Here is a 22,468-nt window from a genome sequence, read left to right on the forward strand (position 1 = left end):
GCACCCTGTATGTGGGCGCGCAGAATGAAAGCGGTGCGGCACAAACCTTTACCGTCGGTCAGGACCTGGTGAACAACGGTACGGTGAATATCGCTCACGGCAGCGTGGCGGGTAACGTACTGAATGTGAACGGGAACTACACCGGTAACGACGGTCTGATTAACTTCAACACCGTGCTGGGCGACGACAACTCCGTCACCGACAAAATGGTCGTTGCGGGTAACACCGCAGGCACCACTAACGTCAGCGTGACCAACGCAGGCGGCACCGGTGCGCAGACCCTGAACGGCATTGAGCTTATCAGCGTGGGTGGGGCTTCTGACGGTGAGTTTAAGCAGGCCGGGCGTATTGTGGCCGGGGCGTATGACTATGCACTGGTACGTGGCGCGGGCAGCAACAACGCCAACTGGTACCTGAGCAACGCCGTTGATGGCACAGTGCCGGTTGATCCGACGGTGCCGGTTGATCCATCGAACCCAACCGATCCGGCGGCACCATCGGCTCCTGAGCAGATTATTCGTCCGGAAGCGGGTGCATACACAGCGAACCTGGCAGCAGCCAACACCATGTTCCTGAACCGCCTGCACGATCGTCTGGGTGAAACCCAGTACACGGACGTGCTGACGGGTGAAGAGAAAGTGACGAGCATGTGGATGCGCAACGTGGGTGGTCACACTAACTCACGCGATAACAGCGGCCAGCTGAAGACCCAGAGCAACCGTTATGTGTTGCAGATGGGGGGCGACGTGGCGCAGTGGAGCACCGACGGTCTGAACCGCCTGCACCTGGGCGTGATGGCGGGTTACGGTAACAGCCACAGCAACACGCGTTCTCATGCGACCGGTTATTCGGCAGACGGCTCGGTTGACGGTTACAGCACCGGGGTGTACGCGACCTGGTATGACAACGACGCCGAGAAGAACGGTCTGTATGTGGATACGTGGGCGCAGTACAGCTGGTTCAATAACCACGTGAGCGGTGAGAAACTGGCGACGGAATCGTACAAGTCGAAGGGCGTGACGGCGTCGGTAGAAACCGGCTACACCTTCAACATGGGCGAGTTCAAAGGCAGTAAAGGCACCACCAACACCTGGTACATCCAGCCACAGGCGCAGGCCATCTGGATGGGTGTAGAAGCTGACGATCACCGTGAAGCGAACGGCACCAAAGTGCAGGGCAGCGACGGTAATGTGCAGACGCGTCTGGGCGCACGTGCTTACCTGAAGAGCCATGATGCAAGTGACAACGGTAAAGATCGTGAGTTCCAGCCGTTCGTGGAAGCGAACTGGATCCACAACACCAGCAACTTCAGCTCAACGCTTGACGGCGTGAGCAGCAGCCAGGCGGGAACGCGCAATATTGGTGAAGTGAAAGTGGGTGTGGAAGGTCAGCTGAACAAAAACCTGAACATGTGGGGTAACGTTGGCGTGCAGGTGGGCGACAAAGGTTACAACGACAGTGCGGCGATGATCGGCGTGAAATACAGCTTTAAATAATAATAAGTAGTACTTCTGCAGGTAATATTTGCCCCGGGCTTAAACCCGGGGCTTTTTTAACTCAATAAAATCAGGAATTAAATAAAATGAATCATCATATTCTGTGTTGTGTATTTGTTTGGCCTTAATGCTTACAGCTTGTTTTTTCAATGAGTGAGACAAAACGGGGTGGCTGAAATCAATCAATAACAGCAAACCATCCAGTTTCTAAGTATTTGTTTTAAAACTGCCTGTCATCAAGATTTGGAGAATCAGAAATGCAGAAATTAATTATTATCATGGTGGTGATAATATCCGTGATTACTTATTTTGCCGTTAAGTTTGTTCGTAGTGTTAAAAAAGAGGAACAAGAGAAAGAGCAACTTTATAGCCAGCATCAACTTCCACCTGAAAAGGAGAGCCTGCTTGCGTTCGGAGCCCTGTTAACCCGGCAGAGAGGTGAGGTTCCTGGCATTTTACCGGTGCGTAAATTAGACGAAACGGCTGATGGTTTAGCTGCTCAATGGGATATTAACGATAGCCAAAGTGCTCATTCCACTATTGAGGGATTATTGCATCACTCGGAAGAAAAGACAGAGTGGAGAGCATATTCAGAAAATCTGTTAATAAAACTAAGAAACAAGGATATTCAGGACACAGAGGAGACAGCCGAAGAGGTCCGTTCCTCGATTAATAACTACCAGGCCGCGACGACGGCATTTAAAACCGATCTTGACTATGACGATAGCCTGTCTGTAAACACGGACCTGAGAGCGTGGGATCTTGAACGTGCAGCATTTCTGGCCAGGTGTAGTCTGGCGTTAGGCTATATTACTGAAGACGAAGCCTGGTCATATATAAATGAAGCACAGCGTCAGGCGAAAGAAAAATACGCAGACTGGAAGGACTATTTTATCGCCTTTTTCCTGGGGCGTAGCCTTGAGTATGCTGAGTCATCGTATGAAATATCCAGATTTTATAGAAACATGTTCGAGGAAAACAGCCTGTGGGTTAAATATCCGTTAAAGAGTGTTTCGAGTCAGGAATAAAAATAGACAGTTGTAAAGCCTCGTAGAAGAGCCCCGTCGTAAAACACGGGGCTTTTTTTATTTATCACAGATGCACGTGAATGCAATTTCACAAGGTTAAAACAAGTACAAAAGCAGTAAGTGTGGGCTGTTTATTTCGAAAAATAGAAAATGCAATTTGATTGCCTGTTTGAACTATTCTATCTATTATTGGTTCCATGAATGTTTGTGGTCGAACTCTGTCATATTGACTGATTTGTGTGAATAAATCAGCCTCTCCTAATTCAATAAAACCGCAATCTCCTGGGTGTTTTCACTCAGTTATAACGATGGCTCTAATGCTAAGCGCTTATTTTATTGCGTGTTAAGGACCGCTTTTCTCAAATTTTAGGCTGTGACATCTAATTAATCATCATCCATGGTGCGGGGTTTTCATTTCTGAAAATACCTCCAGAGTCGTGCGTATTTACTCTTTGCCGCATCGCAATATTACTATGTGAGTGAAAAATGAATAAAATTTTCAATGTTGTATGGAATCATTGCTTGCAATGTTTTGTTGTGACGTCTGAATTGGCTCGCCGCTGTGGCAAGGTAAAAAGCACGTCATCTAATGACGGTAAGAAAAATACCCGCTTAACCAGCATGGGTACTTGCTCCCGTAAATTTTTAGCGCTCGTCGTGGCGCAGCTATTTGCTATTCCTTCCTATGCTATTGAAATAACCGTCGAGGAAACCCGACCTGAAGATGCCAGTGTGGGTAGATTTATAAACGGATTCAACGTATTGACCGGTTCATTTGGCATGATTAATTCAGGTCATATGGGATATGAACTCATGACGTTGGGGCAGGCCCGTGACCAGGGATTGATAGTGACGCCCGAGCAGGCAAGCTATGTTGATCTCAACGTATTCAAAATTGGCGACCAGACGAAAACGGTCTCTTACATCGACCCTATTACCCATAATACGGTGACTGTCCGCGTCTATGACAATGGCAAAATGACCAGTTCATCTGCGGCGTCTATCGGCATTGCGCCGAGTATTGCTGTTGGCGCAAACGGGCAATATGTCGATAAAAACCTCTGGCAGGTGAAAGACGGTGGTGAGTTGACCGTACAGGTTGCTAAAGAGACCGCAGACTGGACGAATGATTCGTCATCACGCTTTTATGCTTATCTGAAAGGGACGACGCCGGGCGCAACCACTTCCTCAGCATTTCTGGTAGATGCAAATTCGACGTTAAATTACGATACCAAAACGGTCGTCATTGCGGGTAATAACGCCAGCAATATTAAAGACCCCACAAAATATGTTGCAAACTTTACCTCAGATACCTTTGTTGGATCCTTCACCAGCGTGCTGGGGAAAAGAAATGTCACAAACATCGCTGAATTCAAACAATATAATAGCGACTTGATTGCTGCGGTACAGCAAGGGAAATTAACGGAAGCGCAATATTCCGCCGAGCTGTTAAAGGCCTGGGATAACACACCACGCCAAATATTTGTTGATACCCATATTTCACCTGATGATGCCGTCAATGCGATCGTTCGCTTTGATCAAGTGGCTTATATTCATGGGGATGGCGCACAGGCAAAAATAAATATAAGCAAAGACTCAAACATCGAAATCGTGAATTCCGATATTAGCGTGGTACGCGTTGAGAATGGGGCTTCATTGGTAAACGACGGCGTATTAGGTAGCGTGAGCGGCAAAGTTTATGGTTCGGCTGTGATTATGGCGACGGGTGCTGGCACCAGCGTGATTAACAATGGTGTCGTCGATGTTGGGACTAACCCGGATATGTTGAACTACAAACTCCCAGACGGCAGTACTTATACTCTGAGCAACCTGGGGGGCGATGGTTTGTATGGTCTGCGAATTTTTGATAGCTCTACAGGCGTGAATAATGGGGTCATCAACCTGGCATCCCATGGGGTGTCGACCACCAATATGGGCGTTTTTGCCAGCACCGGGGGGATTTTTACCAATAACGGTTCACTGAATATCTCCACTTCACCGGATGCTCAAAACTCGCTGGCGGGCATGTATAACTATGGCTTTGTGGTAAATGGTAACTCGACGGTAAAAAATGCGGGTGAGATCTACATTGGCCGCGAGTCGCAAAGAAAGACGACTGATATCACGGCAGATATCGCTATTAACCAACCTTCGGTCGGTGCCAATGTCTCGTATGGTCATTTCACTAATATGGCCGATGGGACCATTACCATTGGTTCATTAACCCGTAACGCCACGGCAATTTCGACCCAGGGCGTTAATCCTCACTCGCTGAACCAGGGCACGATAAATGTTAACGGTAATACCTCTGGTGGCGCGGTCAATATTGGCATGCTTGCCCAAAGTGCCGCGACGGATGTGGTCAATGCCGGCACCATTAACCTCAATGGTGTGAATGCCTATGGCATGAAAATTACGACCAACAGCGCAGCTGAAAACAGCGGCACGATCAATATTAACGGTGGACTTGATCCTGTTTCGAGCGAAGCGAACTACGGAATGTTTATTGATGGCGCTACGGCTCGAGGGAAGTTTTCGGGGCAGATCAATCTTAATGGTGCCGGAACGATTGGCGTCCATGCGCGTAACAAAGGCGCACTAACTATTGCTGACGATGCTTCCATGACTTTTGCTGGAGGCAATAAACAAATTGGTTATTTCGTTTCGGGTGCCGGGACCAAAATTACCAGTACCGATCGTGGCAGCGTAGATATTGCTACCGACGACTCAATGCTATTCCGCATTGAGGACGGCGCCACATTTGCACGCACAACGCCTGTACAGGCAATGATCACCGCTTCTGGCAAAAATAGTGTGGTGATGCAGGTGACCGGTAAAGGCAGCGACGTACATGCAACCGGTCTTGGCTTTACGGCTGCGGGAGAAGATAGCACCGGCATCAAAGTTGAAGGTGGCGCGAGTGGAACGTTAGAGTCTGATGTAACGATTAAACTTCAGGGTAAGGGTGCGACTGCGGGAATCGTTGACGGAAACTATTACGATCTCACCGGAACATTAGTCACAAACAAAAAAGGGAATTCGATCCTCACCAGCTACGCTGAACTGCTTGGCAGCAGCGGTGAAATGGCCGAAGGCGCTTACGGATATAAAGCGCTTAATGGTGGCACCCTGAACCATGCTGGGCTGATAGATTTCAGTACTGCAGGCAGCACGGGTGTCCTGGTTAATGGCGGCACACTCAATAATAGCGGTGATATTTCGGTTAACGGGACTGCGGTTCACGTCACTGGGGCGACATCCACGATTTCCAATACTTCTACTGTTAATGCGACTAACGGCACCGCAGCGTATCTTGTTGATAACGGCGCGTCCCTGAACCTGACAGGTGGTGGGAGCACTGCTGCGGCTGGTACCGCGCACGGCATCCTGCTGGGGACCGGGGCTAAAGGGCTGACGGTAAAAGATACCACGATCAATATGGATGCCAGCGGGACCGGTAGCGGGATCGAAAACCAGGCGGGTGTCACCGGGATTAAGCTCGGTAACACCACTATTAGCGTGGGTAACGGTAACGGCGTGCATACCGCCGTATCTTTGGCCGACACGAACAGCGGTAAGATCACCGTTAGCGGCAGCGGTACCGGGATTCTGTTTGAAGGCATGAACGGCAACACCACCAGTAATAAGCTGGATATGTCGAAATCTCAGGATTTGGTCATCGATGTGCTCTCAGCAGACGGCAAAGGTCTGGTCACCAACACGACTCAGGATCTGGATACGGGCGTCAGCGTCAATGTCAAAAATAACGCCGGTGGATCAGCGCTTAAAATCAAAGGCAGCACGAAGACGGTTAACCAGTCGGGTGTACTGACCTCCACATCTTTAGCCAGCAGCGTGGTGGATATTGATAACGGTGCGGTAACCACCTTTAACAACAGCGGCAAAATTCTGGCAGCAGATAAAACCCAGAAAGCGGTGGAAACGTTGACCGGCGCGGGTGTGACTTTCACCAACCTGAAAGATGCCGTCATTCAGGGCCATGTCAACCTGATGGCAGGTAACAACACCGTCAATCTGGAAAAAGGCAGTAAAGGGACTGATTTCACGACTGGTAGCGGTGATGACGTCTTTAACCTGAATCACCTGAAATCAGCCGTAACAGGGGTGTTTGATACCCTGACAGGCGGCACAGGTAGCGACGCGCTCAATATGGTGGATTCGTCTTATGTGCTGACAGATGTTGCAGCACTTAAACAGTTTGAAATAATCAATTTATCAGACGCGGCAGACCTGACGCTGCAAGACACCTTGTTGCCGCTGGGTGATGCGCAGAATGATGCAGCAGGCACCGGATTTGCGATCGCAGCTGACAGTGCGCTACGTATTCTGAACGCTAATAACGTTGATTTTAACAGCCACTTAAGCGGCAGCGGTTTGCTGCAGGTTCAACTGGCACCTGAAGGCGATAAAGCCTTTAACTTCACGGCCAACAACGCAGCGGACAAATTTGCCGGAACAGTGGCGCTGGCGGATGCGACCTTTGAGTTAGCGGGTCTGAACACCACCGCTCTGTCCGATGCAACTCTGCGTCTGGATAACGGCAGCACCACACACGTGGGTGACGGCGAGCAGACCATCAGCGGCCTGAAGTTCAACGGCGGTACGCTGGAATTTGACAGCGGTACACCGGGTGAAACCGTGGCCAAAGGCAGCGTACACACCACCAAAACCATGGATCTGAGTGGCTCTGGTACCGTGCAGGTCGCTGTCGGTACGGTGAGCAACGATCACCCACTGGCCCCGACACTGCTTGATCTTCTGGCGCAGGACGATGCCAACGCGATGGTACAACTGGCGACGTCTGCCACTGCCACTGCCACTGCCACTATCGGCAGCGGCGGCGCTCTGGTGCTGAAAGACCAGGATGGCAACGTGATCAGCGATGGCACCACAGCAGACATTACCCAGAACGGTAACACGGTGGCGAAAGGCACCTATGACTACCGTCTGACCAGCGGTGATGCGGCTGACGGCCTGTACATCAGCTACGGTCTGACCCAGGTTGACCTGCTGACGGCGGGTGCTGATGCACTGGCGCTGAATGCGGCAGGCCTGAGCGGTAACGCGGCTGACCTGAGCGCGAAAATCACCGGTACCGGTGACCTGGCGATTGATACTGGCGCGGGCAATACCGTGTCGCTGTCTAACACGCTTAACGATTATGTCGGGAACACCGATATTCGTTCCGGCACCCTGAAAATGATTGCCGATAACGTACTGGGCCAGACCGATGTGCTGTCTCTGGCAGCGGATACGGCGCTGGACATGAACGGCAAGGCACAGACCGTGGGTTCCCTGCAGTCTACTGCGGGCTCAACCGTTAACCTGAACGGCGGGGCGCTGAGCCTGAGCCATGGCGGCGTGTCTGACGGCGCACTGGCAGGTAGCGGCGAACTGAACGTGCTGGCGGATACGCTGACCGTGAACGGTGCTAACACTGGCCTGAGCGCAACCACCACCGTAGCAAACGGGGCAACAGTTGCCCTGAATGACGCCGCGGGTCTGGGTGTGGGCGATATCGTCAACGCCGGTAAAGTGATGTTCAGTGATGCGGCAGGTACCGTTGCCAACAACATCCGTGATGGCGTGGCAGCAGCGACTCGTGCACTGTCTGCTACTGCAGGCAGCGTGGATCTGGTGAACAGCCAGCTTGCACTGAGTGGTGATAACAGCGGCTTCAGCGGTGTGTTTAACATCGACGCAGCTTCACAACTGACGGCTACGGCGGCACAGCAACTGGGTACTGCGGACATTGCTGACGAAGGCGAACTGGTACTGAATGCGGCCGATAACTGGGCGCTGACCAACAACCTAAGTGGCGCAGGCAACCTGACCAAACAGGGCGCTGGCGTGGTTACGTTGTCCGGCAATGCCGCCTATACCGGTCTGACGGATATCCAGGCAGGCGGTCTGATGCTGGGCAGCGAAGCGGCTCCGGTCACACTGGCAAGCACGCAAGTTAACGTGGCACAGGATGCGTTCCTCGCCGGTTACGGCGGTGTGGCAGGCAACGTGAACAACCTGGGCACCCTGTATGTGGGCGCGCAGAATGAAAGCGGTGCGGCACAGACCTTTACCGTCGGTCAGGACCTGGTGAACAACGGTACGGTGAATATCGCTCACGGCAGCGTGGCGGGTAACGTACTGAATGTGAACGGGAACTACACCGGTAACGACGGTCTGATTAACTTCAACACCGTGCTGGGCGACGACAGTTCTGTCACCGACAAACTGGTCGTTGCGGGTAACACCGCAGGCACCACTAACGTCAGCGTGACCAACGCGGGCGGCACCGGTGCGCAGACCCTGAACGGCATTGAGCTTATCAGCGTGGGTGGGGCTTCTGACGGTGAGTTTAAGCAGGCGGGTCGTATTGTGGCCGGGGCGTATGACTATGCACTGGTACGTGGTGAAGGCAGCAACAACGCCAACTGGTACCTGACTAATGCCGTGGATGGCAGCGTGCCGGTTGAACCCACTGACCCAGGCATACCGGTTGATCCGACGGTGCCGGTTGATCCATCGAACCCAACCGATCCGGCGGCACCATCGGCTCCTGAGCTGATTATTCGTCCGGAAGCGGCGGCGTACACGGCGAACCTGGCGGCAGCCAACACCATGTTCCTGAACCGCCTGCACGATCGTCTGGGTGAAACCCAGTACACGGACGTGCTGACGGGTGAAGAGAAAGTGACGAGCATGTGGATGCGCAACGTGGGGGGGCACACTAACTCGCGTGATAACAGCGGCCAGCTGAAGACCCAGAGCAACCGTTATGTGTTGCAGATGGGTGGCGACGTGGCGCAGTGGAGCACCGACGGTCTGAACCGCCTGCACCTGGGCGTGATGGCGGGTTACGGTAACAGCCACAGCAACACCCGTTCGCATGCAACCGGTTATTCGGCAGACGGCTCGGTTGATGGTTACAGCACCGGTGTGTACGCGACCTGGTATGACAACGACGCTGAGAAAAACGGTCTGTATGTGGATACGTGGGCGCAGTACAGCTGGTTCAATAACCACGTGAGCGGTGAGAAACTGGCGACGGAATCGTACAAGTCGAAGGGCGTGACGGCGTCGGTAGAAACCGGTTACACCTTCAACATGGGCGAGTTCAAAGGCAGCAAAGGCACCACCAACACCTGGTACATTCAGCCTCAGGCGCAGGCCATCTGGATGGGTGTGGAAGCTGACGATCACCGTGAAGCGAACGGCACGAAAGTGCAGGGCAGCGACGGTAATGTGCAGACGCGTCTGGGCGCACGTGCTTACCTGAAGAGCCATGATGCAAGTGACAACGGTAAAGATCGTGAGTTCCAGCCGTTCGTGGAAGCGAACTGGATCCACAACACCAGCAACTTCAGCTCAACGCTTGACGGCGTGAACAGCAGCCAGGCAGGAACGCGCAACATTGGTGAAGTGAAAGTGGGTGTGGAAGGTCAGCTGAACAAAAACCTGAACATGTGGGGTAACGTTGGCGTGCAGGTGGGCGACAAAGGTTACAACGACAGTGCGGCGATGATCGGCGTGAAATACAGCTTTAAATAATAATAAGCAGTACTTCTGCAGGTAATATTTGCCCCGGGCTTAAACCCGGGGCTTTTTTATGCTGCGGCTGAATGGGGGGGCGAATTTTGAGCAAAAAAAATCCCCGATTATTTCGGGGAAAGACACAAACACAAAGAAAACAATAACTCGTAATTGGAGTATCAACCTGCCCGATTATGATAGAGCGCAAAAATTAAATTTATACAGCACAATTCCTAAAAACAGCGAAGGCAACGTTTATTGGCGACCTTACGTCAGTCATTGCAGCGAATTCTTGTTACCTATTTTTAACGTCAGCGATAAAAGCGAGAAGAATCTCAAAAAGTGTATACGTGTAGTTTAATTCTTTACAATTAAATTCGATGTTTTAGTATTGCGTTGTTTATTATGGTTATTTTTATTGGGTATTTTATACCTGTATTTTGTTTTTGCCATTTCTATAATAAATAACTATCAATTTGACGAGTTATCATAAATATCAAGGAAGAGAATTTTGAAAAACATCATGACCGCAATGCTTGTTTCAGGTGCACTATTTATTTCTGTGGGTGCCCACGCTCAAAATATGCCATTTGACAGCGGTGGTGGATACTGGACTCCCTGGTACACAGTTTCTAAAATGAATCTTTACCTGCCTTCTCTTAATATCTGTAAGTATGAACGATATCGTTACAAAAACGGTAAGTTGTCAATTCAAAGAAAAGGTGGCTTTTGCTAGAAACATAATTTATATCCGCTGTTATCGGTAGGATAAGGATATGTGTGATTAATAAAAATAGAGTGCTTGTGCAGTATAAAACTGACACTTGTGGTGCAGGCGCTAAATAAAAAACTCCCTTAATTTTATCTTATGGTGCTGTGGATTAAGAGCAGTGCCATATTCCGCATCGCATGCACAAACATGTGATTGTCACATTTTGAAGCTTAGAGAGTTGCATGCAAATGAACATTCATGAGGAGGGAAAAGAAAAAATAAACGCTTCAGCCTTGCTAAAAAAAAGAAAAAGAGTGTGGGTGTCAGGCTGTGCGCTGTTAATTTTTATTATCACTGTCGTGTGTTTCTTCAATAGAGATAACCCTATGCCAGTGTTAGCCAGAACTATCGATAAAGGCGACATTGAAAAAACGGTACTGGCAAGCGGTGTACTCAAACCTTCTGTACAGGTGAGCGTGGGAGCTCAAGTCAGCGGTCAGCTAAAAAAACTACATGTCAAAACAGGTGACCGAGTGGTAAAGGGTCAACTGCTCGCTGAAATAGACCCAACCTTGCAGCAAAATGAACTTCAGAAATCGGAAGCTGAATTGCAAAGCGCCAGGGCGCAGATGCAAAGCGCACAGGCCTTATTAAAGCAAAAGCGGCAGGCTTTAACGCGGCAATTGGCGTTAGACAGCGATGGTTCCGGTATTAAAAGCAATCTGGAAGATGCCCAGGCACAATTCGATATTCAAGTTGCCCAGCTTAAAGTTAATGAGGCACTCATCGTCCAGGCTCAAACCGCATTAGATACAGCCAAAGCCAATGTGGGTTACACCCAAATCACCGCCCCTATTTCAGGAGAGGTATTGGGGATTGTCACCAAAGAAGGGCAAACCATTGTTTCATCACAGATTGCGCCAACTATTTTAGTCCTGGCTGATGTCGATACCATGACGGTTCATGCCTCTGTTTCAGAAACAGACATTTTGAAAGTTCATGCAGGTCAGCCTCTATGGTTTTATGTCGCAGCGAATCCCAGCCAACGTTTTGACAGCGTAATGGGCGAAATTCAGGAAGCTCCACTTGCTGCATTGATCGAAAATGATCAGCCAGGCTCACAAAACCCATCCAGTTCAGCCGTCTATTACACCGCAGAATTCAATGTGGCGAATCAGGCTCGCCTATTGCGCAGCTCAATGACGGCACAAGTTTTTATTATCACGGCGCAGGCCAAAGACGTTGTCAGGATCTCGGCGGATGCGTTGGGTGAACCCAAAAGCCCGGATCACTATGTGGTTAACGTCAGGGTGGATGAAAAAATAGAACCGCGCGAAATCGTGACCGGGATTAACAACGGCGAGTACGCGGAAGTGAAACAGGGTTTATCCGAAGGTGATGAAATTGTGATGCCTGTTCCAGACACTGAGAGTGAACAGCATGAATACCCGTAATGATATTGCCATCGAGCTTAAAAATATCTCCCGCTGTTTCTCCTCAGGTACTGAGAAAATCACGGTTTTAAAAGAGGTATCGCTCTCTATCCAGCGCGGGGAGATGGTGGCAATTATCGGTGCTTCCGGGTCTGGTAAATCCACGTTGATGAATATTATTGGTTGTCTGGACAAGCCGACATCAGGGGAGATGAAGCTCGGTAACGTAGCCACCCCATCAGCCACTCCTGAGCAGCTTGCGCAATTACGCAGCCAGCACGTTGGCTTTATTTTTCAGCGTTATCATTTGATACCGTATCTCACTGCCGCAGAAAACGTTGCCATGCCGGCACTGTATACAGACTTGCCTGTAGCCGAACGTAACCAAAGAGCACGTACTTTATTAGCGCGACTTGGGTTGGAAGAGAGGCTTCATCACAAACCTGCGCAACTCTCCGGTGGGCAGCAGCAGCGGGTGAGTATCGCCCGCGCATTAATGAATGATGCAGACATTATCCTTGCGGATGAACCCACTGGGGCACTGGACAGCACTAACGGCAAGGCGTTGATGGACATCCTGCATTCATTACACCAGGACGGCCGCACCATTATTATCGTTACCCACGATCGCGCAATCGCGAATCAGGCGCAGCGGATTATCGAAATCAGTGACGGAAGCGTTATCAATTCGCCATCGGAACGTCATGCCGTCCGCACTCCCATAACGTCGGCATTACCGATTACGCAATCCATCGCTCGGCCAAAAGCCTGGCACAATCTGGGTGAAACGATACGTGGCGCACTGCACTCTTTATTGGGCCATCGCCTGCGTACCTTTCTCTCGATGCTGGGCATTATCATCGGTATTTCTTCCGTTGTTTCCTCAATTGCCTTAGGCAAGGGAGCGCAGAAAGATATTCTCCAGCAGATAAGCCAGTTGGGGAGCAGCACCCTGGAAATAAGACCGGGTCTGGGGTGGGATAACCCGCGTCCGGATTTTGAAAACTCGCTTACCCTCGCGGATGTAAAGCTATTAGCCAGACAGCGGTATGTTGATAGCCTTTCGCCTGTTGTGAGCAAAGTCACTGAGATATCCCGTAACGGAAAACAGGTTCCTGTTCAGCTTTCTGGCGTCAGTAATAGTTATTTCCGTGTTCAGGGGATGCATTTTTCCGCGGGCAGTAACTTTACCCGGCAAGATATTGCAGCGCGTGAATCGCTGGTGATTATAGATGCTGAAACCCGCAGAACTTTATTTGCACGGCAGGAGAATCCCGTCGGTCAGATAATTCAACTATCGGGTGTTCCATTTAGAGTTGCAGGTGTTGCTTCCCAGAACACAACGTCCTGGTCTGGTGGCAATTTGTCTGCATGGATGCCTTACACATCGCTTATTGAGCGCCTCTCTGGCGAAATAACCATCGAGTCAATTCTTGTTCGTGCTGGCGAACGTGAGTCACTTAAACAGATTCAGGGCAGTATTGAACGGCTATTAATTCAGTCTCATGGGCAGAAGGATTTTTTTACCCTGACCAACGACCAAATGACAAAAACTATCCAGGATGCTTCAGATTCCATGGCCCGCTTTATTGCTGCGATTGCAGGAATATCGCTTCTGGTGGGAGGCGTGGGGGTGATGAATATAATGTTGGTGTCTGTCATAGAGCGTACTCATGAAATAGGTATTCGCCTCTCCGTTGGTGCCAGACCTGCCGATATTATGCGCCAGTTTCTGATTGAAGCTGTGGTGATATGTCTTATTGGTGGAATGCTGGGAATAGGGCTCTCTTTGATTATTGGGTTGATCGTTAACGGGCTCAGCGACAGCATTAAGTTATTGTTCACATGGCAACCTCTGGTCCTGGCTTGCGGTACTTCTGCAATCATTGGGCTGTGCTTCGGCTTTTTCCCTGCCCGAAGTGCCTCTGCTCTTCAACCTACAGAGGCATTAGCACGCGAATGAAGCAAATCATTAAACTCCCGCTTTTCTTTATTATTTTACTCACCGGCTGTGGCGCCTGGGTAAAAAGTGACTATCAGAAACCAGTGATATCTATTCCTTCTCAATGGCGAGCTGAGGTGACAGGTTCTGCCTATCTGAAAAATAATCTTCACTGGTGGAACAATTTTAACGATCATCAACTATCAATGCTTATCGAACAAGCACTGACCAGTAATAATGATCTTGCGAAAGCAGGATTGCAGTTACAAAAAGCGAGATTGCAGGCGGGTTTAACCAACACCAACCAGGCTCCTGATTTCACGCTGAGCAGCACGGTTAATAATAATAAAAACCTCAATGACAACACGGCGTCGAATAAATCATTCAACACATCACTGGCACTGAGTTATGAACCAGACCTGTGGGGGAAATTAGCCCGAATTCGCGAACAAGCTGAATGGGAAGCTAAGGCGTCAGAGCAAGACAGGCAAGAAATTGCACTAACCCTAATAGGGAATACCGCACAGTATTATTGGCAGATTGCCAATTTAAATCAGCAAATTAAATTGCAAGAGCAGGGAATAGCGATTGCTCAAGACACTGTCAAAATAACCACTTCACGTTATAACGCCGGTGATGTCACACAGCTTGACGTCTTACTTGCTGATCAGACGGTTATTGAAAGACAGAATCAACTTAATACCTTACAGCAACAGCGCGAGGAGACTCGCAACGCGCTCGCGCTGCTTTTTAATCGTCCACCGGGTGACCGTCGCCCGGAGCGGGAAATGCTGGATACCAGCCAGAACGTGCCTGTGGCGCAACGAACGCCGCTGGAAGTGATATCACGTAGGCCAGATGTCAGCTCAGCGGAGTCTCAGTTGCGTGCGGCTCTTGCAGGCTCGGATGCCGCGAGACTGAGTTTTTATCCTTCTCTGACTCTTGATGCTTCGCTGGGGGCCGCGAATGCAGTGTTTCAGCAATGGTTTGCTAACCCTGCAAGCGTAGTGGGGGGAGCTTTAGCGCTTCCTTTTGTGCAGTGGAATAAAGTCCAACTCACCATCGACCAATCCCGTGTGGATGTACAAATAGCCGCGCTTAATTTTCGCGCCAAAGTTTACAGTGCATTGTCGGATGTGGATAACGCAATGTCTTCACGCCTGAGTTATCAGCAGCGCAAGAATGAACAACAAAAAATATCATTGCTGGCTGAAAAAAGAGTGTCGCTTACAAAGAGTCAATATTTGGCGGGTGAAGTTTCATTTCAGACATGGCTGGATGCACAGGACAGCTTGCTGAATAGTGAAACGACGCTTTCTGAACTGCAATATAACTATCTTTATTCGACGATGAAACTGTGGTTAGCGCTAGGAGGGTAATAGTCAGTAAACGAACCGTACTGTAAATCACCGATTAACGTGTGCGGTGGTCTTGTATACCATTTTTATTCTATTGAAATTAAAGGAAGAAATTGAAATGAAAAAGGTTTTATTATCATTGCTCGTATCAGGTGTGATATTAGGGGCAACGTTACCGGTTCAGGCTCAAAATATGCCTTTTGATGGTCCTGGGGCTGCGGGAGGGAAAACAGGTTGGACTAAGTGGGAGAGAATAAAATTAGCCAGCCCCCTAACAAGACACATGTGCTATCGTGAATATTATAAAAATGGAAAATATCACCACCAGCAAATTAAAGATGTATGGTTTTGGCAATCTTGCTAAATAGTTAAATAGTAACGCTGATATAGATATTAGTGCTGAGGCACTACGCTTTTGCACATCTGTTAAACATAACTTTAGATTAAGGACGATATTTAAATGAAAAATAAAATTCTGTCAGTCATTCTCCCTGGGTTAATTTTTGGTGTTCTGGTATCGGGTTCTGCCTATGCCCAAAACATGCCATTTGATGCGGGTGGTGGTGGTAAAACTATTTATGGTCCATGGAGGAAAGTTCCCACGGGGCTTTTCGGCAGCGTTTGTTTTCGTACTATTTATTATAAAAATGGCAGTAAAAAAGAACAGCAAAAATGGATTCCGATTGGGTTTAAATGCTAAGGCAATACCTTTAATGGCGTTGATGCGAAATCCAATAGTTAGTGGAAATCGCACGATAATAAAATGATATAAACAGTATAAGGACGATATTTAAATGAAAAGTAAAATTCTGTCAGTCATTCTCCCTGGGTTAATTTTTGGTGTTCTGGCATCGGGTTCTGCCTATGCCCAAAACATGCCATTTGATGCGGGCGGTGGTGGTAAAACCATTTATGGGCCATGGAAGAAAACACAAAACGGTTTCCTTTCGATTACATGTAAACGATTTGTATATTATAAAAATGGTAATAAGAAGTTGGAAAGTAAGCATATTTTATTTGGTACTAAGTGCTAGCATAACTCAGTATCTTTAAATAACTTCGAACATCTTAACCTTCATGCATGCGTGAAGGTTTTTTTTTGAGAAAAATTTCATATTCTTCAGACCGAAAGACGCTCATTAAATCCAGGTTAGGCATGGGCCATCCCAGGAAACAATTACGCCCTTTCTTTTTAACAATTAGAATTTTCATTTCTAATTACGTGTATGGAAAAAACGTAGTGCGGTGGTTATTATTTGCTCGCTGTCTACATCGCTCCACATGACTGGTTATACCCAGATACGAGGGGGCTTTCTGTCTCGCACTCTAGATTTTTATGACTACAGGGCCGTTAGATAAAGATGCAAGTGCCAACTACTTGGGTACTGTTGAATGATTTCCCGTCTGATTAAATTTGTATTGTTTTTGATGTTTCTCATTTCTCCTTTTTTTGCGCATTACATTCATGCTGAACCGCTGCCAAGAAACGAACTTTTTGCTGAGCTTACCCTCAGGCCTTCAGATATCAGCCAGAGCAAAGTGTCTAAATTCTATAGCAAATGGAAGGGCGTTAAGTACAAGTGGGGCGGGACTTCTATGGCGGGTATCGACTGCTCTGCGTTCACTCGCGAGGCTTTTAAAAAGCTGCATATCAGTTTGCCGAGAACCACAACAGAACAAATTAAACACGGCACAGAAGTGCAGAAATCGAATCTTAAGATTGGCGACCTGGTGTTCTTTAAAACCACGCCACAACAGCGCCACGTTGGCATTTATGTTGGCAACGGCAAATTTATGCATGCTTCAAGCAGCAAAGGCGTAACCATCTCCTCGCTGGATAACCCGTACTGGGTGGAGCATTACGAGCTTTCAAAGCGCATTACTTCCTGAGTTAAGCGGTGACAAAGTCTTAGGTATGCTTCACTTTATGGAAAGAGAAAGGTCATCATGTGAGGGCTTTCAGAGAGAAGTGCGATGATGATTTTGTAAGGGGGAAAAAAGTCCCCAAAAAAGAAAATCCGTATCATGAGTAATTAACCCGAAAAAGAAACGACTTTTTTGCTGGATATTTTTGATGGGTTGCTTGTGGACGGAACTGGCAATAGCTATTTCCGGCTTCAGGCAAACCACGCGTTAAGCCCTCCTCCTCTCAGCGCATTCTCTTGTCGGACTCTAACTATGTGGCTCCTTGAGCTATCTGCGAAGATTTATGATGTGAAAAATGGCAGTTTATTTCTGTCAGGAATTAAGAGACTGCTAAAACTCTACATAAAATGAATATTGCAACGCGATATTTCTCAAATATCTCTTGTTTAGAGTTTTTTTTGATGGGATTTCTTGCGGAGAACACGATTTCTATCATATCTGGATAAATATAGAATTATTTGTTTATGTAATGAGCAATTGAACCGGGAAAGTTCTTATTTAAATTGGCTTTATAAATGGCGTTTTTATTTGTCAAAGTATTTTATTGATACGAGCAAAATTGAAGGGGAAGTTGATGTAATCAATACAAACAAATAACATATCTGTTTGTTTTGTAATCACTCTGGAGTGAGGTTTACCGTGAAGGTGAAAGTGAGTGTGGAGTTAATTTTATGATTTATAAATGAAATTTAATGTGATTTCGGTCTAAGCAATGTCTATTAGAAGTGTGGGTTTATAAAAAATAAAAACAAGAAAAAAACTTTCAAATGAAGTTATGAATTGTTACGTAAGAAGTTTTTTTGTGGATTGAATTAATTGTAATTGATTGATCTTACTATTTTATTCTTGATTGTGACGTTTATGTTAAATTTTACCTTCCACGTTATTCCTGCCATTTGCATAAGCGCTAAGATGTTTATATAAATGGCCCGCCAAATAAATTGCGGATGGAATAAAAAATGAAGTTTCGGAAAGCAACGGTAATTTTGCTTGGCCTTTCTTTATTCTCTGGAATATGTGGTGCAAATTCTTCTCAGGTTGTCATTGTTAAAGGCAGTGTCTATAGCGAGGCGAACCAGGGGGGAGTTGCGTTAACGAACATAGGCTCGGTTTTAGGGAATGGTAAGCAGAACGTTACTGTGGACGGTGTGTCGCAAACCGTTTCCATTGGCGGTTCAGTTGTGAATGTATCAAAGGGCAAAGGCTCTAAATCTGAAATTAATGTCAGTTCTATAAACAATCGATAATTTATCAATTAATAAGAGAGAATCATGAGTTTAATTAAATCAATCTTTACTGGACTAGTAATGACTGCTGCTGTTGTAACGACTGCACAAGCAGATGTCACCATTAAGGGAAATAATAAACAGACGGTAAACGTTCAGGGTGCGGTCGCGAACTCCGTAGTTGGGGCAGCTTCAAAAGCAAAACAATCATTAGCATCAAACGTGGGTAACGTGACCGTTAAAGGTAACAACACGCAAACCATTGCCGTTCAGGGCGCAGTAGCGAACTCAGTAGTGGGTGCCGCTTCGACGGCAGAACAACATTTAGGTTCCAACGTCGGTAACTAAATTGTCTGACAATGCCAGCATTCAATTGCTGGCATTCCGAAGAGGTAATGGAAATGAAAAAAATAATTACCCTTATTTTTATGCTTGCGATTTCAGGTGATGTTATTTGCGCACAAAGTAGTGTCGTCCAGCGCAAATCTTTAGATCCTAAAGATGCTGCGACAGTAAAATCGCTTGAAGCAAAAAAGTGGGTAGGATTTGGTGTCAAGCAACAAACAAAGGATTCGGTTAAATCAAGCAATAACATCGGCAGCGGTGTGAATTGTACAACAACAGTAGGGAATGCTCCCGACCCTTCTTACCCCCATCCACTGGGAAATTCTAAAACGCAGCCAAGCGTAGTGGTCGTTACAGGCAATGTAATCAATGTCTGTGGATAAGAGTTCCAAGGATAACTAATGGCATTTGTAAAAAAAACAGTTCTTTCATCCATTGTTTGCCTCGTATTAAATGGTTGTAATACTTCGCCTCGCGGGGAGATTCCTTTTTTTGAAACTTCCCTGGTAGAAAATCAATCATTAATGAAACCTGTGCGCTCAATTTCAAATTTTGACGACAGTCTTTCTTGTATGGATAAACTTTTACTGAAGAACAATGTGCCGTCTACCTACATCACCAGTAAGTTAATTCCTGATGCTTCAGGAAAGGTATTTGTTTCAGTAAAAGATATGATTGTGACATCACTTTCTAAAATGTCCCGCTCGAGCCATGCTTTCGAATTTGTGGATTTTGAAACAGATCCATTAAAACAAGATACCGTGCAAAACATTACGACCTTGCTACTCAATAGTGGCGATATGCATATTCCTAAACCGAAGTTGTATGTTTCAGGCGCGATAACGAGCATGGACCAGAACGTGATGACTAAGGGAACCGGTCTGGGTATTGCAAGCGACGATTTCGAGTTAGGCATGACAAGCGATTTAATTGCGACTAATTTCAGCCTTGAACTCCATCTTGGTGATTTTGATACCCGAACGATTCTGCCTGGTATTGAGTCCGCGAATGAACTGGCGATTGCTGGAAAAGGAGATGCACTGGATGGTGGTGGCAGAATCAGTAAAGCGGGCACTCAATTTAGCCTGAGCGCAGCTTATAGTCAGGGGGTTGGACCAGCAACGCGTGCATTGGTTGACTTAGGAATGATAGAAGTCATTGGCAAATGGGCAGAAGTTCCTTATTGGCAGTGCTTATCTTTGGATCAGACACATCCAGAGTTTCAGCGTGAAATGCACGACTGGTACAGGGAGATGAGCTCCTCCCAGCAAATTGAATTTTTTGCCAATGCGCTGCACTCCGGAGGGTATCTTTCCACTCGTGAAACGGAAGGTTTATCTCAGGATCTTAAACAAGCTATTCTGACTTTCCAAAAAGATGAAGGTATTGTGATTACTGGAATACCTAATTTTGAAACCTATGAAAAAATAATGCGCCATTACGTTACCATTGATAACAATGGTCGTTTTAAAAGCATTGGTTGGGATGATTCAGAAAAACGCAACAAGGATAACGACAATATTTGGCCAGATACAAAGACTAATGAAACTAACCCCTTAATGATAAATGTAGAGCTTCAGCCAGAAAGAAAAGAGTATTCAGTAAATGAAAACATTGCATTCTCTGTGCAGGTAAATAGAGAAGCCTGGTTGTACTGCTATTATAAGAATAGTAATGGGGTGTTAACTAAAATTTATCCTTCAGTTTTCCAGTCTGCACCAAAGGTTGATGCCTCTCGTTTACATACAATTCCGCCAAATAATAATGCGGATTTGTTTGCGTTGACCATGTCTAAACCGGGGCAAGAATCCGTGCTTTGCGCAGCAACAGCACAGAAACTTGCAGAAGAAAAGATACCCGATCTGTTTAAAACCGATTTCACTTCGGTTAACGCAGCATTTGATAATATCTCTTTGCAAAACACCCTTAAAGGTTTAAGCACTGGGGAAATTACATTTGGTACAGTTAACTGGACGGTTAAATAATGATTTTCCAGTGCAGTTGTGCGTTGCAAAGGTGGCGCTGGTGTTTTATTTCTACATTCGCATTCACATCATACATTTCATATGCTGATGTCATTGTTGATGGTGTCAATATGAGCAAGAAGAGCAGCGGTTTTTTATTGAATGCAGATGAAAAAAATCCAGGGAAAGATGTCTCTGGAGGTTTGCAGGAAGAAGAAAAAAAACCTCATGAAAATGAAGAGACTAAAAAAACTGATGTAAATAATAATGCTATTGATACTGCGACAAGTGAAATAAAAGCAAAGCTTTCAATGCTCGTTTTAAAAGCAGAAGCAGGGGATAGTACCTCTGCGTATCGTCTGGCCGTGATATACCATAAGGGGTCTTCGGTACCCCCAGACTATAGCAAGGCTATTTATTTTTATAAGTTAGCCGCTGCAGGAGGAAGTTATCAGGCTCGAAAAATGATGTCGCTAATATTGTCAGGTCCAAAGGATAAACAGGGTAGTGTAACGCCACAGTGGATGTTATTGCTTGCCGGTTCAATTCCAGAAGCAAAAGAAGAGAAGGAAGCTCCACAAGGAAAAGTAATTGAGGATCAAAATAAATAAATGAATCTATTAATATAGGTGTAACTTATTGTATGAATGATAGATTACTCATGATGGTATTTTCTGTGTTGTCATAAACAACCTGGTGTATTCCCCTCTGTGCATGTGTTTTTAATAAAATGAAAAACACTTTCTCAGTGACTTTCTCTGTGTGTGGAATAAAATAAATCGATAGTAATTCCCTGGTGTTTTATTGTCAGGTGTCGGGTTGCTTAATTGTGGAGGGCTTGGTGTCCCTCCAGCAAAATAATTTGCATTTATTCTGTTAATCAGTTGCCGCTGAAGATATGCAGTGAGCAACTGTCTTATTTCTTCAAATTAGGTGTTGTTATGTCGTTTATTAAAGCTGTAGGCGTGTCTTTGCTGGTTATGTTTTCTCTCACCGCGTGTTCGGAGGTTGAGACTCAAGGCACTAAAGTGCTGGATGGGGAAGCTTATATTGAGCTCCCGGCAGGCTATACAAAAATGAGTGATGAAATGCGCAAGACTAAATTCCCTGTGCAGACACCACCAGAGGCATACTCTACTGCGGATACTACCGCAGCGTTTGTTTTCAACATGACATCATCGGCTATTTCTGAAAAAGACCTCCCGAAATTTACTGATGTTATGAAGAAACAGTATGCACCTCTTTCTCCAACCTTTAATGACATGGACATTGATGGTCATAAAGTGGTTTTGTTGAAAATGACGACGCCTGCTGCAGATGGAAACGTCAAAAATGTCATAATGTTTACCAGCTTAAACGGCAAACTGGCAGTAGCATCGTTTAACACGACTGAAAAAAATGAATCTAAATATCTGGCTGATGGCGAAAAAGCGTTGATGGCGTTGAAGTGGAAAAAATAACGTCGGTTTTCAAATGGAGTGATGCAG

General features: G+C 46.8%; 17 protein-coding genes. All 17 read left to right on the forward strand.

Annotation, left to right across the window (positions count from 1 at the left end):
• Positions 1-1,496, forward strand: a 1,496-nt coding sequence (locus BSPA111_RS21355; protein WP_183273153.1) for an autotransporter outer membrane beta-barrel domain-containing protein, incomplete at its 5' end; no start/stop codon positions are given.
• 257 nt (positions 1,497-1,753) lie between these two features.
• Positions 1,754-2,524 (forward strand): DUF1266 domain-containing protein, encoded by a 771-nt coding sequence (locus BSPA111_RS21360; RefSeq protein WP_183273154.1) that lies wholly within the window; start codon positions 1,754-1,756, stop codon positions 2,522-2,524.
• Positions 2,525-3,010: 486 nt separating this feature from the next.
• A complete protein-coding gene (locus BSPA111_RS21365) occupies positions 3,011-10,093 on the forward strand; it encodes an autotransporter outer membrane beta-barrel domain-containing protein (protein ID WP_183273155.1) in 7,083 nt (2,360 codons plus the stop codon).
• A gap of 493 nt (positions 10,094-10,586) precedes the next feature.
• On the forward strand, positions 10,587-10,811 hold the full coding sequence (locus tag BSPA111_RS21370) for a hypothetical protein (RefSeq protein ID WP_183273156.1): 225 nt from the start codon (positions 10,587-10,589) through the stop codon (positions 10,809-10,811).
• 224 nt (positions 10,812-11,035) lie between these two features.
• On the forward strand, positions 11,036-12,241 hold the full coding sequence (locus tag BSPA111_RS21375; RefSeq protein ID WP_373925648.1) for an efflux RND transporter periplasmic adaptor subunit: 1,206 nt from the start codon (positions 11,036-11,038) through the stop codon (positions 12,239-12,241).
• Complete coding sequence (locus BSPA111_RS21380) at positions 12,228-14,183, forward strand: ABC transporter permease (protein ID WP_183273158.1); 1,956 nt, start codon at positions 12,228-12,230, stop codon at positions 14,181-14,183. Before BSPA111_RS21375 ends, BSPA111_RS21380 begins: the two co-directional genes overlap by 14 nt.
• Positions 14,180-15,541 carry an efflux transporter outer membrane subunit gene (locus tag BSPA111_RS21385; protein ID WP_183273159.1) on the forward strand — a complete coding sequence of 454 codons (1,362 nt, stop codon included), beginning with the start codon at positions 14,180-14,182 and terminating at the stop codon, positions 15,539-15,541. The genes BSPA111_RS21380 and BSPA111_RS21385 overlap by 4 nt, the downstream gene beginning before the upstream one ends.
• Before the next feature lie 97 nt (positions 15,542-15,638).
• On the forward strand, positions 15,639-15,884 hold the full coding sequence (locus BSPA111_RS21390; RefSeq protein WP_183273160.1) for a hypothetical protein: 246 nt from the start codon (positions 15,639-15,641) through the stop codon (positions 15,882-15,884).
• A gap of 96 nt (positions 15,885-15,980) precedes the next feature.
• Positions 15,981-16,220: a hypothetical protein gene (locus BSPA111_RS21395; protein ID WP_183273161.1), complete on the forward strand. Its 240-nt coding sequence runs from the start codon at positions 15,981-15,983 to the stop codon at positions 16,218-16,220.
• 94 nt (positions 16,221-16,314) lie between these two features.
• Positions 16,315-16,554, forward strand: coding sequence for a hypothetical protein (locus BSPA111_RS21400; protein WP_183273162.1), 240 nt, complete (start codon positions 16,315-16,317; stop codon positions 16,552-16,554).
• A gap of 505 nt (positions 16,555-17,059) precedes the next feature.
• Positions 17,060-17,410, forward strand: coding sequence for a C40 family peptidase (locus BSPA111_RS21405; RefSeq protein WP_255459318.1), 351 nt, complete (start codon positions 17,060-17,062; stop codon positions 17,408-17,410).
• A 995-nt stretch (positions 17,411-18,405) separates the two neighbouring features.
• The gene (locus BSPA111_RS21410) at positions 18,406-18,693 is read left to right on the forward strand and encodes a hypothetical protein (RefSeq protein ID WP_183273164.1); all 288 of its coding nucleotides are present in this window, start codon (positions 18,406-18,408) and stop codon (positions 18,691-18,693) included.
• Positions 18,694-18,753: 60 nt separating this feature from the next.
• Positions 18,754-19,020: a hypothetical protein gene (locus BSPA111_RS21415; protein WP_221200578.1), complete on the forward strand. Its 267-nt coding sequence runs from the start codon at positions 18,754-18,756 to the stop codon at positions 19,018-19,020.
• 53 nt (positions 19,021-19,073) lie between these two features.
• Positions 19,074-19,400, forward strand: coding sequence for a hypothetical protein (locus BSPA111_RS21420; RefSeq protein ID WP_183273166.1), 327 nt, complete (start codon positions 19,074-19,076; stop codon positions 19,398-19,400).
• 18 nt (positions 19,401-19,418) lie between these two features.
• Entirely contained in the window at positions 19,419-21,002 is a 1,584-nt protein-coding gene (locus BSPA111_RS21425) for a DUF4384 domain-containing protein (protein ID WP_183273167.1), read from the forward strand.
• A gap of 110 nt (positions 21,003-21,112) precedes the next feature.
• The gene (locus BSPA111_RS21430) at positions 21,113-21,592 is read left to right on the forward strand and encodes an SEL1-like repeat protein (protein ID WP_183273168.1); all 480 of its coding nucleotides are present in this window, start codon (positions 21,113-21,115) and stop codon (positions 21,590-21,592) included.
• A 330-nt stretch (positions 21,593-21,922) separates the two neighbouring features.
• The gene (locus BSPA111_RS21435) at positions 21,923-22,441 is read left to right on the forward strand and encodes a hypothetical protein (RefSeq protein WP_183273169.1); all 519 of its coding nucleotides are present in this window, start codon (positions 21,923-21,925) and stop codon (positions 22,439-22,441) included.
• The last annotated feature ends 27 nt before the right edge of the window (positions 22,442-22,468 follow it).

The sequence above is a fragment of the Buttiauxella sp. A111 genome, assembly GCF_014189855.1.
Lineage (GTDB): Bacteria > Pseudomonadota > Gammaproteobacteria > Enterobacterales > Enterobacteriaceae > Buttiauxella > Buttiauxella selenatireducens.

Bases quoted from the DNA above. Each gene is read 5' to 3' on its own strand.
- BSPA111_RS21360 (WP_183273154.1), top strand. From the start codon at position 1,754: ATGCAGAAATTAATTATTATCATGGTGGTGATAATATCCGTGATTACT.
- BSPA111_RS21365 (WP_183273155.1), top strand. From the start codon at position 3,011: ATGAATAAAATTTTCAATGTTGTATGGAATCATTGCTTGCAATGTTTT.
- BSPA111_RS21375 (WP_373925648.1), top strand. From the start codon at position 11,036: ATGAACATTCATGAGGAGGGAAAAGAAAAAATAAACGCTTCAGCCTTG.
- BSPA111_RS21380 (WP_183273158.1), top strand. From the start codon at position 12,228: ATGAATACCCGTAATGATATTGCCATCGAGCTTAAAAATATCTCCCGC.
- BSPA111_RS21385 (WP_183273159.1), top strand. From the start codon at position 14,180: ATGAAGCAAATCATTAAACTCCCGCTTTTCTTTATTATTTTACTCACC.
- BSPA111_RS21390 (WP_183273160.1), top strand. From the start codon at position 15,639: ATGAAAAAGGTTTTATTATCATTGCTCGTATCAGGTGTGATATTAGGG.
- BSPA111_RS21395 (WP_183273161.1), top strand. From the start codon at position 15,981: ATGAAAAATAAAATTCTGTCAGTCATTCTCCCTGGGTTAATTTTTGGT.
- BSPA111_RS21400 (WP_183273162.1), top strand. From the start codon at position 16,315: ATGAAAAGTAAAATTCTGTCAGTCATTCTCCCTGGGTTAATTTTTGGT.
- BSPA111_RS21410 (WP_183273164.1), top strand. From the start codon at position 18,406: ATGAAGTTTCGGAAAGCAACGGTAATTTTGCTTGGCCTTTCTTTATTC.
- BSPA111_RS21415 (WP_221200578.1), top strand. From the start codon at position 18,754: ATGACTGCTGCTGTTGTAACGACTGCACAAGCAGATGTCACCATTAAG.
- BSPA111_RS21420 (WP_183273166.1), top strand. From the start codon at position 19,074: ATGAAAAAAATAATTACCCTTATTTTTATGCTTGCGATTTCAGGTGAT.
- BSPA111_RS21425 (WP_183273167.1), top strand. From the start codon at position 19,419: ATGGCATTTGTAAAAAAAACAGTTCTTTCATCCATTGTTTGCCTCGTA.
- BSPA111_RS21430 (WP_183273168.1), top strand. From the start codon at position 21,113: ATGAGCAAGAAGAGCAGCGGTTTTTTATTGAATGCAGATGAAAAAAAT.
- BSPA111_RS21435 (WP_183273169.1), top strand. From the start codon at position 21,923: ATGTCGTTTATTAAAGCTGTAGGCGTGTCTTTGCTGGTTATGTTTTCT.